Genomic DNA, 14,832 nt, shown 5'->3' with positions numbered 1-14,832 from the left:
CCTGCCTAGTCCGCACGCGATGCTGGGATTTGAACTTTGGTCTGGAAGGGTGGCGCCCGCAATAGCTCAGCGTCGATCCGAAGCGGATCGAGATATTCGCTACGGCGGGCGACAATGCTAAGGATCGTGCGCAAGGTCTCGATGGCGAGTTGGCGGGCGCTTCCTTCGTCCAGCCCATCGCTGCGCCTCCTGCCCCCATGCACGATCGATGAGCGAGCGCTATATACCTTGCCTATAGCGACATGCATCGCCTCACCCGCATTTTGGTCGCCGTCAAGCCCGGCGAGCGCGGCCCCGCGCATCCTAAGCTTCCAGTTGATTGCTTGTCCGTCCCCGTCGCCGAGTAGGATTTCCAGTGCGATCGTTGCGTCCAAGATCGCGTCAGCGACATCACTTCTGGTCATGGCGGCGTTGAGCCGACGAAGTGCTAGTTCCAGCCGGTCATTGCTTGACGTAGTCAGCGCTGCGAACAGAGCCGGTACGCTCCGCATTTGGTCTCTTACGACTCGAGGCAGATCGTTCCGATTCCACCCAAAGTCGTCGAAGTGCTCCGGATATAGACGCGCACCGGCTGCGTGAACATCTGGAAGTCCGTAGTTGTGTCGGTGCCGCCAACCACGCGAAAGACGAACCTCTTGCGCGTAACCCGTCTCCACCCCCGTCGCGATGCGCAGCGCCGCGAAGAGAGCGTTAATTCGTTCTCTTGCCTCGGGATTGAAGTTGGAAAGTGAGTTGTAAAGGCCGAAAGAGTCGCCGTTGTCGATACCCCACCCGGTGAGCACGAACGTGTGCGTAGCCGCAGCCAAAACTTGCTCGTGGCCCGCCAACCCGTACGCTTTCGCACTCCAGCGCGCACGCTGGAGATCTGGCGACATACGGATTAGATAAGCATCGGGCGCGATACGCATTCGATCAAAGTCGAAGTGCACAAGTGCGATCGGCGCCAGCACCGCAAAGTTCAATCGGTCTGCGAAGAGCCCTTTGAAAATCGGCCTTAGCACTGCTTCGCGGACGTCGTGGGATACTGGCGCCTCGCCGTAACGCAGATATCGAAAGTCCACCGCACGCGCGATCAGAAGATCAATGCCGATCTTAGTAAAAATGTCTTCAGGCCCGCTGTATTCTTGATCCATGCGAACGATACTAGGGTGCGCAAGGGCGAAGGAAACCAAAGCCGCCACGGCGGGAAAGCGGGCCGGGGGAAATTTGCCAAGCTTTCGCGCTTCATCGTCGCCGTAGGGCGGCTCAAGCAATGAGGAGTATTCTAGCGGTCCATCGCCACTCCAAGCACCGTCGTCCAGGGACGGTATGCCGTTTATACGCAACGAAAGCCGCGGAAATCTGTGAAGACGCGAGGGCCGGTTACCGGCGGCCAGCCGCTCCCCGATCGCGGCTTCGACTTCCTCGTATGCCCCGAGGATCAATTGCCGCAATTGCGGTTGAAGGTTTGCATCTGCGCTCAAGTGTGGTCCCTTGAAATCAAGCGCGGCCATCTCGGGGAAAACAATGTCCGCTATCTAGTCGTCATTCCTAGGATGGTCGCGCGTGCTCCTGCGTAACAAAACCTAGATGTCCAAGACTACAAGCTCGGCCAAGTTCAATTGGGCAGCGCCCTCACTCACGTGCCGTCCATGGAGGAGCAGTCAGCTCCACAGGTAATATTTGTGCCGCGTCGCGCTATCATCGGACCAAGGACCAGTGGACGTCCAGGGGGAAGAAGCATGCGTGCTGCCAAGATTCAGGTCGAGGGATTTCGTCTTCTGCGGAACATCGAAATTCTAATGGAGCCTTCATCGACGGTAATCGTCGGCCGCAACAATAGCGGAAAGACTTCGCTCACTGACGTCTTTGACCGTTTTACACCCAATGGCCCGTCATTTCGCTTCCAAGACTTTTCCGCAGCCAATCGCGGTCTGTTCGTGGATGCCAGAGAGGCGCGATTGGCCGGCAAGGCTCCGGCCGTCGTGCTGGCGATGCTTCCTCGCATAGCGGTCACCCTAACCTTCGCTTACGACAAGCAAGCGAAAGACGTTGGGCCCCTATCACCCTTCCTTATCGACCTCGATACGGAATCGACGTCGGTCATAGCGCGTCTTGAATATGCGCCGTCACTCAAGACCTTAGCAGCCCTGCTAGAGCTGCCAGGTGAGGGCGAGGCCGCAACCGATGGGAAAGGTGAACCCGTGCCCCTCGCAGCGGAGGAACTGCCGGCACTCCAGCCTGTGGACGCCGTAGAAGCAGACGTCGCCCCCAGTGATCTAGCACCGTCTTGGAAGGACGCGTTCTTCAGGCACTTGAACGACGTAATTCCGGCTGCCTATGGAGTGCAAGTTTGGGCGATAGACCCGACCAACTCCGATAATCGCCGTCAGCTTGATGAGGCTAAATTTTCCGCTCTACTTCAGACCAATTTCGTACGCGCTCAACGTACACTAGATCACGCGAACCAAGGCGATGCCGATGTTATCGGCAAGCTACTTAGCGCGCTCTACAAGACAGCCAAATCACCCTCGGCCGCAGTTTCCGACCGGCAGCTCGCGGATAGATTGAGGCTTTCCGTTGAATCTATTGAGCGTGGTGTTCAGAAGGACTTCGACCAGCTGCTGGATCAGTTGCTGCCAGCGATGGATATTGTCGGCTTTCCTGGTGCCAACGACGCCAGACTCATGCCCGAGACGTCCCTGAAGGTCGAGGCGTTGCTGAACGACCATACAAGGGTCGTATATAGGAGCATGGATGGGGTTCATCTGCCCGAGGGCTACAACGGCCTCGGCACCCGCAATCTCATCTATATGCTGTTGCAGCTCCAGAGCTTCCACAAGGAGTATCGAACCAAGGAGCCGCGACCGACGAGTCATCTCATCTTCGTGGAAGAGCCTGAAGCTCATCTCCATCCTCAGATGCAAGAGGTGTTCATTGCCCAGCTGCAGAAGGCGGTGAAGGAACTGTCCAAAGAATACCCGGACCAGCCAGAATGGAAGGTTCAGTTCGTCATCACGACCCATTCACCGCATGTCGCGAACGCCGCGACCTTCGAGGCCGTCCGTTATTTCTTGAACAATCCACCCGACGCAGGCGAACTTCGCCACACGACGGTGAAAGATTTCAAGAAGGGTGCAGCCTTGATTCCCGCCCCCGACAAGGGGTTTCTGCACCAATATATGACGCTGACCAAATGCGACCTCTACTTCGCGGACAAGGCCATCATGGTGGAGGGCGCCACCGAGCGAATCTTGATGCCGCGCTTACGCGAACTCGTGGACGAGACCTTGCAGGATGGCCGCAAGCTTGCGAGGCAGTATGTGACGACGATCGAGGTCGGGGGAGCCTTCGCTCACCTGCTATATCCCCTTGTCGATTTCCTCGAGCTCAAGACACTGATCATTACTGACCTGGACTCTACTAAAGGCGTCGCCAAGCCCGACAAGAACGGCAAGGACGCAATTCGATACGTTAAATGCCCGGTCATTGAAGGAGAGCGAACCGCCAACAGCGCCATTCGTCACTTCTTCAGGGAGGACGGCGAAGACGAGCTGCCGCAGTTCAAACCCAAGGAGCTGCTTAAGCTAAACGCAAACCAAAAAATTAGGGGCTCACGCCGCATCGCTTATCAGGTCCCCGAGCTTGAAGATCCCGGTCACTGCGCTCGCAGTTTCGAAGACGCACTTATTCTCGCCAACCCTGAACGCTTCGGACTGCCGCAGGATGTCGATGCCGGCTCGGCCTGGGAAAAGGCCGAAGATTTGGCGAGCGCCGAATCCAAGGCCGACATCGCCCTGCGCTATGCGATCAACGAAAAGGAGTGGGCCGTTCCGAGATACATTCGCGAAGGGCTGACCTGGTTGTCAGACCCCCCCCCTCCGCCGACCGCCCCTCCGCCTCTTATTGAAGGCGTCGCCGACGAAGAAAGTTCGGCGGACGAAGAGGTGCATGAGAGTTCTGAGGATACCGAATGAGCACCCCAGCGCTTCAGGCCGCCGAAGAGGCCCAGGCCAAGGTGGAGGCGTGTCTGGACGCCCGCCAGAGCTTTCGGCTGGAAGCAGGCGCCGGCGCCGGCAAGACGTACTCACTGGTGGAGGCTTTGAAAAAACTCATCGCCGAACGCGGTCCATCGCTCCTCCAGGCGGGTCAACAGGTAGCCTGCATTACCTTCACGGAGGTGGCGCGCAATGAGATCGCCCAAGAGGTTGAAGACCACCCGGCGATCCTCGTCCAGACCATCCACGCCTTCTGTTGGGCCTTCATGGCTCCGTTCCAGCCAGCCTTGAGAGAGTTGGTCGCCGCCAAGGGCGGCAAAGCCGTCGATAAAATCGAAGCCGGTGGTGGCGTCGGAGAAAAGCCCGTCCAATACGATTTTGGTCACTTCAACGTTCGTGACGACGAGATAACGCTGCACCACGACGACGTGCCGGTCTTCATGGCGAAACTGATCGCATTGCCGAAGTTTCGCCGGCTCCTTACCCAGAAGTTTCCAGTAATCTTCATCGACGAATACCAGGACACGAACCGTGAGTTTATGGAGGCGATCAACACCTACATGTTCGGCACCGAAGGCTCACCGCTTGTCGGACTATTTGGGGATCACTGGCAGACGATTCACCGCAGCGAATACGATCTGGCGGACTATCCGATCCAAGCCATTGACAAGGGCTCAAACTTCCGGTCGGTGCAGCCCATCGTCAACGTTCTAAACGTACTAAGACCCGAACTTGAGCAGGTGGTCAGCGATCCGAGGGCACCCGGCGAAGCAAGGTTTTTCCATGCGAACGCCTTTGTCGGCGAGCGGACAAACACCTCTCATTCCAAACAGGACTTGCTACCAGATCAGGCGCGCGTGGTTCGCGAAAAGCTCATGGCGCGACTCGAACGTGAAGGCTGGGATCGCTCTCGAACCAAAATCTTGATGCTCACCCACAATGTCCTTGCGGCAGAGCAAGGCTACCCAGGGATCGCTGCAGCAGCCGCCGGGTGGAATGATCAGTTCGTCAAACTGGAAGACCCCGCACTTAAGATGTTCGCCGAAACTGTCGAGCCCATGTGTGCGGCATACACCGCTTCAAACTATGGCGAGATGTTTGCCGCCTATGGTGAGGGTCCTACCCTGCGCGCTCATGAAGATAAGGTCTCGTGGCGGACCGATATGGATGGGTTGCTGAAGCTACGTCTAGAGGGCAACATCGGTAACGTGATTGACCACTTGAAGGCGACCTGTCGGCCTCCACTCTCCTCTCGCGTGCTCAAGCGCGAGGAAGACCTTATCGCTTTGAAAGGGAATCCTGTCCCTGAGGAAAACGAGTCCTTGCAGCGGCACCAGAGGCTTCGAGAGGTCCCCTACACCGAGGTGACTGAGCTTCTGAAATTCATTGAGGGGTCAACGCCTTTTGCAACTCAGCACAGCGTCAAAGGCGCAGAATTCGATAATGTGCTGGTCGTTCTTGGAGGCGGTTGGAACCATTACAATTGGCCGCGCTTCTTAGAGTTGGTTGAGACAAAAGCCTTGGACAACAAGAACACCAACGGCTTCCTTAGAGCTCGTAATCTCTTCTACGTCGCTATTTCTCGGCCGAGAAAGAAACTGGCCGTTCTTGCTACTCAAACGCTTTCAGAAAATGCCCTGAAGACAGCAGTTAAACTATTCGGCGCTAATGGCGTCGAACAACTACCGCTGGAACAGCTTAGCGGCTAACGGGCTTTAACGCCTGATTTTGGTATCGCATCGTGCGTAAGGCGGCTTCACGTATCTGCGTCGCTTCGCGACATCGCCCTGTCCCAGTCGAATCTGGCCCGCACGCCAGCCTTTGGTGCGGTCGATCTGTGGATCCAGAGGCGAGCGGTCCGTGCATGCTTGCTGAGTGAGGGGACCTCGTTCCTGGACAAGCACGTGAATCGGTTGAGGCTCAGCCACTACTAACCGAGCCACCTGCCCTACCGTCAACGTATGACGCGTTTCGTACTCCCGCTATACTCCGCGCCGCGACCGTTTTGCCGACGTCAGGCGCAGACCGGGATGGCCAGAACATTCAGACAAACAGGGCAACGGAATGGCAAAGAAGCTCACCAAAGGCCAGTCGATAGGCTTATTCGCTATAGGTATGGGCGCAATCTGGTTCATGGCTGCGCACTCGGACGAGAACCCTGCTGCACGCGCCAGCACGCCGACTGCTGAGGTTGCGGAGACGGCGAAGCCCGAGTCAGCCCCGACCGGGGCCACCCCGGAGTCCAACATAGATATTGCCAGGAAAATGGACCTCACTGAAGCCATCGAGACCACGCGTCCGGCCATGACTGACACGGTCGATGACACCAGCCCTGGCACGGCAGCTTTCGCATTCTGGGCCACTGCCGCGCCCATGAAATGGAACGAGCTTATGGGACTGACCCGGACCAAGGCGCCGCTGGTGTTCAAGGACCCTGACGAGCAGCGCGGCAAGCTCCTCTGTGCCGCAGGGGAAATTGTCGAAATCACGGCCGAGCGCTCTGATGCGGGGAAGATTTATCTCGGCGGCCTCGTCGACAAGTCTGGCACGATTTATCGCTTCGCCGCTGTCGGTTCTACGGGCGACCTCGTACAGGGAAGCTCAGGTGCCTTTTGCGGCGTTGTCACCGGCCGCGTTGATTACTCCAACAGCGGTGGCGGGACGACGCATGCCATCCAGCTTGTCGGCATGTTCAAGTTACCTGCCAACGCGAAAGCCGTGGACTTGCCAGCCACCGCGACCACATCGAAACTGCCTTGAAGACGTTCGAGGGTAACGCCCATGTGTTTGCCAAGTACGCTTGGCTTGCGTTGTACCACAACCACTTTTGCGACACCGTGGTCCACGCTTCCGGCTACGCCGCAACCCTGAAGGTCAACGCCGATCTGGCGCATGTGCAATTCAGGCAAATTGTTGACTAGCCTAGTGTGCCGCAGTGATCCGACCCCAAGTTGCAACGCCGCCAGGGTCTTGGCTTGATATTGCAAAAAAAACTCATCGGACGAGAGCCCGGCCTAGCTGTAACGTAAGCTCGACAGCAATTCAATTTCGCAGATGCCGAATAGCCGCCCCATCAAGCGTAACAACCATTACGTCCCATCGGTCTACCTCAAGCAGTGGGCGACCAATGGCATGGTGCAGACCTATCGATTGCTGGTCCCTCACGAACGAGTCCATCTGTGGAAGTCCGTATCACTGAAGGGGATCGCGCATCACCGGAACCTCTACACATATGTTGGCGAGAGCGGTGAAACAGATGAGTTCGAAACGTGGCTCGACCGGACGTTTGAGGCCCCCGCTGAGCCGGTGATCGCGCGGGCTCTCCGTGGCGCGCCGATGTCGGTCGCGGATTGGCAAACCCTCGTACGATTCACGGCAGCTCAGGACGTTCGCACGCCGCGACGACTCAAAGAATTCATCGATCGTCAGGCGCAATCGCTGCCTCAGTTGATGGAGCGCACGCTGGCTGAGGGTGTACGGAAGTTCCAAGGTGGATCCTGGAGGGACCATGCGGAGCCGCCTCATCCACAGTTGGCCCTCGCCCCTGACTTATTTCAGGTCAGGATCACGGACACCGGAGAGGACATGGCTACGGTCAGCGTAGAGACCACCATTGGACGACGCATGTGGATCGAATGCTGCCGGATGCTGCTCACCTCCACCGTCCAGCGATTGATGCGCCACCGTTGGACCATCTGGCGCGCGCCACCCGGAATCACGTGGCCAACCTCGGACAATCCGGTGGTGCGGTTGAATTATTACGGGCCCGGTCACTACGACCTGAAGGGAGGCTGGGGACGGCCCAACGGCGAGATCCTTATGCCCTTGAGTCCAACCACCCTCCTCTACACCAAGGTCGGCGAGCGTCCGCCACGGCGCGGCAGCGTCATGCCTGAGCCCGCCGCTCAATCCATCCGGCGTATCTTGGTGGAGAACGCAGATCGGATGGTGTTCGAACAGACGGAAAGCGATGTTGCCCTACTGCGACCCCGGCACGTTGATGCCACCGCGTGCGCCCAAGAACGGGAGGCGTTGAAGAATTGGGGTCCCGAGCAAAGTGCGGCTGAGCAAGCAGTGTGGGAATTCAAGGGCTCGACAAAACGCTGTTAGCGAGCGTTGGCGGAGAGAGTGGGATTCGAACCCACGGTAGGCTTTCACCTACGGCAGTTTTCAAGACTGCTGCCTTAAACCACTCGGCCATCTCTCCGTATTGTCTGAGGCGCTTTGCGCACCCCGCATTCTACGCTTGCTCCGATCGCCGTCGAGGTGGCTCGGACGCCGTGTGGGATTGTTCGCCGCTTCGCGACGAATCCCTCCCGTTGGTCGGGACCGCCCTTCGGGCGTCCTGCGGCGGCTGCGCCGCCTTGTCGAACCCACGCTAGGCTTTCACCTACGGCAGTTTTCAAGACTGCTGCCTTAAACCACTCGGCCATCCCTCCGGATTTCCTGCACCCCGACCCTTGCAGTCGAGGCTTGTCACACCGGCGCGCCGGGCGAACCCAGCGCGACGATTGTACCCGAAGCCCTCAGGCGATGGCTTCGATACCGGCCATGTACTTACGCAGTACGTCCGGCACGGCGATGCTGCCGTCCTTTTGCTGGTAGTTCTCCATCACCGCGACCAGGCAGCGGCCGACGGCCAGGCCCGAGCCGTTGAGGGTGTGGACCAGTTCCGGCTTGCCCGTGGCCGGGTTGCGCCAGCGGGCCTGCATGCGGCGGGCCTGGAAATCGGTGCAGTTGGAGCAGCTGCTGATCTCGCGGTAGGTGTTCTGGCTGGGCAGCCACACTTCCAGGTCATAGGTCTTCGCCGCCGCGAAACCCATGTCGCCGGTGCACAGCATCACCTTGCGGTACGGCAGTTCCAGCGCCTTCAGCACGGCCTCGGCATGGCCGACCATCTCTTCCAGCTGCTGGAAGCTCGTCTCCGGCGAGGCGATCTGCACCATCTCCACCTTCTCGAACTGGTGCTGGCGGATCATGCCGCGCGTATCGCGGCCGTAGCTGCCGGCCTCGGCACGGAAACACATCGAGTGCGCGGTCATCCGCATCGGCAGCTGGTCGGCCTCGACGATCGTGTCCTGGACCAGGTTGGTCAGCGCCACTTCCGCGGTCGGGATCAGGTAACGCTTCGTCTCGCCCACTTCGGTCGCGAACAGGTCATCCGCGAACTTCGGCAGCTGGCTGGTGCCCAGCATCGCGTCCGCATTCACGATCAGCGGGATGTTGTGTTCCAGGTAACCGTGCTGGGTGGTGTGCAGGTCCAGCATGAACTGGGCGAGCGCACGATGCAGGTGGGCAAGCTGGCCGCGCAGCACGGTGAAACGCGCACCGCTCAGCTTCGCGCCGGCGTCCGCGTCCAGCCAGCCATGGCGGCCGCCGAGGTCGACGTGGTCCTGCACCGGGAAATCGAACGCGCGCGGGTGGCCCCATCGGAGGATCTCGACGTTCTCGCTCTCGTCCTTGCCGATCGAGACGCTCGCGTCCGGCAGGTTCGGCAGGCCCAGGGAGATGTCGGCCAGCTGGGCCTGCACGTCCGACAGCGCCTGCTCGTTGGCCTTCAGCTTGTCGCCGATGCCGGACACTTCCGCCATCAGCGGCGCAACGTCCTCACCCTTGGCCTTGGCCTGGCCGATGGCCTTCGAACGGGTGTTCCGCAGGTTCTGCAGCTCCTGGGTCTCGGTCGCCAGAGACTTGCGCTCCGATTCCAGGCGCTCGATGGTGGCAACGTCGAGGTCGAAATGGCGGGCGGTACGCAGGCGCTCGGCCGTTTCGGCGAGGCGGCCGCGCAGGAGGGCGGGGTCCAGCATGGTGGGGCTTTCCTTCGATGGCGAAGGGGGATTATGGCAAAAAAGCGCCATCGGGGCGGCGCAGACCCCCGCGCAGGCCCGCATTGGACATCGCCCAGCCCGCACGCCCATGATGGCCGCACGGGCAATGGTCGCCACCGGCCGCCCCACACCTACCCGCTCGGGCCACTCCACCCCATGACGCCATCCTCGAACCCGCACCCACGGATCCTCGCCTCCAGCGCCGGGCGCGGCTGGATGCACCTGGATGCGGCCTTCGTCGAGATTCCGCGCGGTCTCGCCCGCGTGCAGGCCCCGGCCCAGCATGTCCTCGGGATGCACTTCGGGCCGCCGGTGAAGGCCGACTGCTCGTGCGATGGCCTGCGCCTGAAGCGCATCCAGCGACCGGGCGACATCGGCTTCGTCCCCGCCGGTGCGGAAAGCACGTGGGAAGACGACCGGTCGTGCCGGCTGCTGCGCCTCGGCCTCTCCGCCACGCTGGTCGACAGCGTCGCCACCGAGCTGGGCCGGAACCCGGCGACGCTTGACCTCCTGCCCCAACTGCAGCTGCGCGATGCACGCCTGGAAGCGATCGGCTGGGCGATCAAGGCCGACCTCGAGGCCGACGACCCGTCCGATCCGCTGTACATCGAGCACCTGACCCACGCCCTCGCCGTCCGTGTCATCGAGACCACCACTGCGCCGCGCCCCCGCCCGGATGCTGAGCGTGCGCCGACGATGTCGCGTCGCCAGCTGGCGCTGCTGGTCGAGTACATCGAAGCCAACCTCCACCAGAAACTCCACCTCGCCGACCTTGCGTCGATCGCAGGCATGAGCGTCACCCGCTTCAAGATGGTCTTCCGCAACAGCACGGGCATGCCGGTGCATCAGTACGTGTTGCGCCGTCGGATCGAGTGCGCCCGCGCCATGATCGCATCCACCCGGATGCCGATCAGCGAGGTCGCGCTCGCCGTCGGCTTCGCCCACCAGAGCCACATGGCGACGACCATGCGTCGGATCCTCGGCCACACGCCGGGCGTCATCGCCCGCCCGTAAGACGAATTCCGCCCGAATCCGCAAAAACCGGTCCGAACCTGAGCGATCCATCGAAGGCCTTCCCGTACGTTGCCAGGCAATCTTCGTACGGAGCCATCCCCATGATCGCCATCATCGGCGCCACCGGCCAAGTCGGCCTTGCCACTGCCAGGGCGCTACGCCACGCCGGCGCACCCGTCCGCGCCATCGTCAGGAACCCCGCGAAAGCCGCGCCCCTCGTCGAGCTCGGCTGCGAGATCGCCACGGCCGACATCGACGACGCCGCCGGCCTCGCTGATGCCATCGACGGTGCCGACGCCGTGCAGGTCATCGCGCCGTTGACGCCTTCGGCGGCGGATCCCGCGGCGGCCTTGCGCGAGACCATCTTCCAGCTGGCCAAGGCGCTGGCGTGGGCGCGTCCTGGTCGAATCCTCGCGATTTCCGACTATGGCGCGCACGTGCCGCACGATATCGGCATGCCGACGCTGTTCCACGACATGGAAACCCGCCTGCGCAGCCTCGACGGCGAAAGGCTGGTGCTCCGCTCGGCCGAGCACATGCACAACTGGCTGCGCGCCGCACGCGATGCCATCGACACGGGCATCCTGCACACGTTCCAGGATCCGGTCGACACGGCACATCCGACCATCGCCGCGTCCGACCTTGGCGCGATCGCCGCCGACCTCCTGTTGCGACCACGGGGCGAAGACGGCCAGCACGTGATCCATGCCGAAGGGCCGCGGCGTTACAGCGCCAGCGACGTGGCCAGCGCCTTGCGCGAGCTCACCGGTCGCGAGATCACGGCGCAGGCGATCCCGCGCAGGCAATGGAACGCCGTGCTGGAACAGGCGATGCCAGCATCCCTTGCCGGATTGCTGATCCGCGCGAACGACGCGAAGAACGAAGGCGGCCTGGTCGATGTCGAGCCCGGCGCAGGGCGGATCTACCAGGGGCCGACCACGTTGAAGGAAGTGCTGCGTAGCGCGCTGGCGACGGCCTGAGCGGCCATGATCAGGCGTGTGGCCCGAAACGGCGCGCGAAGTACGCGTCCAGCACGGCGACGTCCGCGTTCGGCTCCACCAGCGCCACCCACGTATCCGGCCGCAGCAGGTACGCCGCGCCTTCGCTGAGCCCCGCCTCCCCGTGCACGGCCTGCCACTCGATCACGCGCAGGGCGACGCCGCGCTGCAGGCACCAGGCCGTCAGTTCCGGGGTGGCCTTGCCATAGACCTGCAGCTGCCATGCGATGTTCGGCAGCGGGGCGAAGTTGTCGGCGCCGTCGGCATCGACCCACGGCAGGCGGTCGCCGCCGCGTACGTGGCCGGCCTCGCCTTCGCTCAGCGGGCTGTCGTGGTAGGCCAGCGAGGTCTGCGAAATCGTTTTGAACGCCATCTGCCGCGCCTTGCCGAAACGCGACGCGGCGCTGGCCGCGTGCGGCATCGCGTAGACACGCAGGAAATTGGCTAGCGTGCCGCCGGCGGTCATGAAGGTGAAGGCGCGATCGGTGGTCTGCACCAGCTGCCGCGCGAAACCCTGGCGCTCGTGCACGAAGGTGTCGAGCAAGGCATCCGGCGCATCGCCACGCAACACCGCGGCCAGCTTCCAGGCGAGGTTGATCGCGTCGAGGATGCCGGTATTCATGCCCTGCCCGCCCGCCGGGCTATGCACATGGGCGGCATCGCCGAGCAGGAACACGCGGCCCTTGCGGAAGCTGTCGGCGACGCGGTGATGCACGCGATAGGTCGAGAACCAGCTGACGTCTTCCACCGTGGCCCCCAGGCGCCGCAGTGCGTCCTGGCTCACGTCGTCGAACGTCAGCTTCTCCACGGCGTCGCTGCGGTCGGAAAGCTCGCCGGCGACATTGCCGATCAGCCGCGAGCGTCCGCTCTTGCCGTACGACAGCACCAGCACGAAGTCGCCGCCTTCGATCGACACATGGCCTTCAGTGGGCTGCTCAAGTCCCGCGAGTTTCACATCGGCGACGTAGAACAGCGAACGATACGTCCCGCCTTCGAAACCGATCCCCAGCGCTTCGCGCACGAATGAACGCGCACCGTCGCAACCGGCGAGGTAACGCGCGCTGGTCGTTTCCTCGCTACCGTCCGCCTTGCGCAGGCGCACGTTCACCGCGTCGCCGGCCTGTTCCATCCAGACGACTTCGGTGCTGCGTTCGATCGAGACGCCCATGGCTTCGAGGCGTTCGCCGAGCAGGCGCTCGTGGTGGTCCTGCGGATAGACCAGCGCGTACGGATACGGCGAGATGCCCTTGCCGCCGTCGTTCAAGGCGACGCGTGCCGCATGCCGGCCGCGTGTCCACATGTTCATCGCCACCATCGGATGGCCGTCGGCGATCACGCGATCGGCCAGGCCCAGCTGGCGGTAGAGCTCCAGCGTGCGCGCCTGCACCACCATGGCGCGCGAGGTATCGCCGGGACCGTCCTTGCGGTCGACGATCCGCACCTTGACGCCCTGGGCCGTGAGCCAGAGGGCGAGGACCAGGCCCGTGGGGCCCGCACCTGCGATCAGCACGTCGTGCATGGTTCACCTCCGGCGAGGGCCCAGGGAACCAGGCCTGTTCAGATCCGTTTCTTCCGCGCCAGCCAGCCACCCATCGCGGCGCCGGCGATCAGCCAACCGATGCCTTGTTCGGCCAGGTACCCAAAGGTAAACGGCATCGGGAAGCGGTACCAGTTCCAGTACGGCACGCTGATGCTCAGCCACGCGAACACGCCGAAGCCCAGCCCAAAGACGAGGCCGCGGCGTACGCCGGCACCGGCGGTCATCAGCACCAGCGCAAGGATCAACGCCGCGAGCGTGTCGCTGAACCACTGGTGGAACAGGTTGTGGCCCATGTCCATCGGGTTGCGGCCCTGCGGCTGGTAGACGATGAAGGCGTAGGGATTGGCTTCGGTCTTCGCGATGTAGGCCTGCACGGCCTTGTCGTCGTTGCGCATGGCCATGTCGAAGTGCGGCACCACGTAGATGCCCGGCTGTGGCGGTAGCGCGGTGCGCAGGGTGTCGAGCATCCGCGTCTCGTCCAGCGGCGCCTTCATCGACAACTCGCCCAGCGGTAGCACCATGTGCGCGAACGCACCCCAGAGGAACATCAGCAACCCGCCGATCACGGCGGCGATGACAAGGCGCATGGCGAAGTCTCCCGTGGGGGTGCCATGGGGAGGGTAAGGCGGCCGGTGGCTTTAGGGAATCGGCCGTTTGGCTGGGGTCAGGCTATGATCGACCCACACAGCGAAGGACTGCGTCGTGGAAAGCCTGACCGACCTGCACATCTCCGAATACCGCCCCGGTGGCCAGATGGCCATGCACCGGCACGACGAGGCGTGGTTCTGCCTGGTGGTCGACGGCACCTACGAGGAGAGCATCCTCGGCATGCGCAACGAGCACGGCCCGGGCGACCTGCTGTTCTGCCCCGCCCATGCGAGCCATGGCCAGCGGTTTGGCCGGGAAGGCGCACGCAAGGTGATCTTCGCCCCCGACGACACCGTGCACGACCTGCTCGCCGAGCACCGCGCCCGCCTCGACGGCCGGCCGCTGGTCCAGCGTTCGGCGAGCCTGCGCGCGATGGGCCGGCGGATCATCCATGCCCTGGCCGTCGACGACGACCACGCCGCGCTCAGCGCCGAATCGCTCGCCCTGGACGTGCTCGCCGAGACCGCCCGCGGCCTGTCCGAGCTCACGCTGATGGAACCGGGCTGGCTGCGTCGGGTCCGCGAATACCTGCACGAAGACCCGGCACGCGAGGTCACCCTCGCCGACCTTGCCGTGGTCGCGGGCCGCCACCCCGTGCACCTGGCCCGCAGCTTTCGCCTGTTCCACCACTGCACGCCCGGCGATTACCTGCGCCGCCTGCGCGTGGAGCGTGCCGCGGTGCTCCTGCGCAACACCCGCCGGCCCTTGCTTGAGATCGCGCTGGAATGCGGTTTCGCCGGTGCGGCGCAGTTCTCGCGTTCGTTCCGCGCGGTGCACGCGACCACGCCGTCGGCCTTCCGCGCGTCGCGCTAATCCGTGTAAAGCGT

Annotated in this window: 12 protein-coding genes and 2 tRNA genes; 8 read left to right on the top strand and 6 right to left on the bottom strand. The window is 62.5% G+C overall.

Translation table 11 applies throughout. The features are described 5' to 3' along the window. Nucleotides 1-5: 5 nt before the first annotated feature. On the bottom strand, nt 6-1,463 hold the full coding sequence (locus tag KPL74_04445; GenBank protein ID QWT21251.1) for a hypothetical protein: 1,458 nt from the start codon (nt 1,461-1,463) through the stop codon (nt 6-8). A 258-nt stretch (nt 1,464-1,721) separates the two neighbouring features. Between KPL74_04445 and KPL74_04440 the strand changes: the two genes are divergently transcribed. The 5 genes from KPL74_04440 (at nt 1,722) to KPL74_04420 (ending at nt 8,087) form a co-directional block, all read left to right on the top strand. After that, nucleotides 1,722-3,956: an ATP-dependent endonuclease gene (locus tag KPL74_04440; GenBank protein ID QWT21250.1), complete on the top strand. Its 2,235-nt coding sequence runs from the start codon at nt 1,722-1,724 to the stop codon at nt 3,954-3,956. Further along, complete coding sequence (locus KPL74_04435) at nt 3,953-5,686, top strand: UvrD-helicase domain-containing protein (protein QWT21249.1); 1,734 nt, start codon at nt 3,953-3,955, stop codon at nt 5,684-5,686. The genes KPL74_04440 and KPL74_04435 overlap by 4 nt, the downstream gene beginning before the upstream one ends. A gap of 355 nt (nt 5,687-6,041) precedes the next feature. Beyond that, nucleotides 6,042-6,737 (top strand): hypothetical protein, encoded by a 696-nt coding sequence (locus tag KPL74_04430; protein QWT21248.1) that lies wholly within the window; start codon nt 6,042-6,044, stop codon nt 6,735-6,737. After that, nucleotides 6,734-6,898 carry a hypothetical protein gene (locus KPL74_04425; protein ID QWT21247.1) on the top strand — a complete coding sequence of 55 codons (165 nt, stop codon included), beginning with the start codon at nt 6,734-6,736 and terminating at the stop codon, nt 6,896-6,898. Before KPL74_04430 ends, KPL74_04425 begins: the two co-directional genes overlap by 4 nt. Nucleotides 6,899-7,031: 133 nt before the next feature. Next, nucleotides 7,032-8,087, top strand: coding sequence for a DUF4238 domain-containing protein (locus KPL74_04420; protein ID QWT21246.1), 1,056 nt, complete (start codon nt 7,032-7,034; stop codon nt 8,085-8,087). Nucleotides 8,088-8,094: 7 nt separating this feature from the next. Here KPL74_04420 and KPL74_04415 read toward each other — a convergent pair. The 3 genes from KPL74_04415 to serS form a co-directional block, all read right to left on the bottom strand. Then, nucleotides 8,095-8,184 (bottom strand) — tRNA-Ser (locus KPL74_04415). A gap of 135 nt (nt 8,185-8,319) precedes the next feature. After that, nucleotides 8,320-8,408 (bottom strand) — tRNA-Ser (locus tag KPL74_04410). 95 nt (nt 8,409-8,503) lie between these two features. After that, nucleotides 8,504-9,784 (bottom strand): serine--tRNA ligase, encoded by a 1,281-nt coding sequence (gene serS, locus KPL74_04405; protein QWT21245.1) that lies wholly within the window; start codon nt 9,782-9,784, stop codon nt 8,504-8,506. 177 nt (nt 9,785-9,961) lie between these two features. Between serS and KPL74_04400 the strand changes: the two genes are divergently transcribed. Both KPL74_04400 and KPL74_04395 read left to right on the top strand, forming a co-directional pair. Then, on the top strand, nt 9,962-10,819 hold the full coding sequence (locus KPL74_04400) for an AraC family transcriptional regulator (GenBank protein ID QWT21244.1): 858 nt from the start codon (nt 9,962-9,964) through the stop codon (nt 10,817-10,819). Nucleotides 10,820-10,920: 101 nt separating this feature from the next. Beyond that, entirely contained in the window at nt 10,921-11,799 is an 879-nt protein-coding gene (locus KPL74_04395) for an NAD(P)H-binding protein (GenBank protein ID QWT21243.1), read from the top strand. A 10-nt stretch (nt 11,800-11,809) separates the two neighbouring features. Here the strand turns inward: KPL74_04395 and KPL74_04390 are convergent, their stop codons facing one another. Continuing rightward, a complete protein-coding gene (locus KPL74_04390; GenBank protein QWT21242.1) occupies nt 11,810-13,336 on the bottom strand; it encodes an FAD-dependent monooxygenase in 1,527 nt (508 codons plus the stop codon). Between the two features lie 38 nt (nt 13,337-13,374). Next, nucleotides 13,375-13,944, bottom strand: coding sequence for a hypothetical protein (locus tag KPL74_04385; GenBank protein ID QWT21241.1), 570 nt, complete (start codon nt 13,942-13,944; stop codon nt 13,375-13,377). Nucleotides 13,945-14,059: 115 nt separating this feature from the next. On the opposite strand from KPL74_04385, the gene KPL74_04380 reads away from it, so the two are divergent. After that, a complete protein-coding gene (locus KPL74_04380) occupies nt 14,060-14,818 on the top strand; it encodes an AraC family transcriptional regulator (protein QWT21240.1) in 759 nt (252 codons plus the stop codon). Nucleotides 14,819-14,832 lie beyond the last annotated feature (14 nt).

The organism is Bacillus sp. NP157 (genome assembly GCA_018889975.1).
Classification (GTDB): Bacteria; Pseudomonadota; Gammaproteobacteria; order Xanthomonadales; family Rhodanobacteraceae; genus Luteibacter.
Note: the sequence above shows the minus strand (reverse complement) of the source record. Positions and strands in the feature narration are given on the sequence as shown.